Source organism: Vibrio neptunius (assembly GCF_000967495.1).
GTDB classification, from domain to species: domain Bacteria; phylum Pseudomonadota; class Gammaproteobacteria; order Enterobacterales; family Vibrionaceae; genus Vibrio; species Vibrio neptunius.
This window is the reverse complement of record NZ_JXXU01000095.1, coordinates 1-341: the sequence shown is the minus strand read 5'-3', so window position 1 is coordinate 341 and position 341 is coordinate 1. Positions and strand designations below refer to the sequence as shown.

The 341-nt window shown below is 46.3% G+C and carries 1 pseudogene; it reads left to right on the top strand.

What is annotated here, in order from left to right:
* Nucleotides 1–341, top strand: a pseudogene (locus TW84_RS24665) (hypothetical protein); the annotation flags it as partial.

Sequence of the window (341 nt, the reverse complement as noted above, 5' to 3'; positions counted from 1 at the left end):
CGCTGGGTCAACAGTGCAGCGCAGGTGGTGGCCTGGTTTGGGGCGGTGGTTTGTGTGTTTATGGTTGCCACGGTGGGCCCGATGATTCTTGTCGGTGCGGGAGGGCTGATTTTACTCTCGTTTACTGGCTTAAAGCGCCAGCCGGATGAAGAAGCCGAGGTGAGAATCGGGCATCGCGAAGATTGGTTATTCGTTTTTTACAATAAAAAACGTAAGGTTATCCAATTTTTTCATAAGTTTGACTGGTGCTTTTATCTCGATACCGATAGAACAAAGGTTTTTCGCTCCCACACTAGAGGTGACAGTTATTTGTTTTTTAATTCACAGAGTGAATTGGAAGA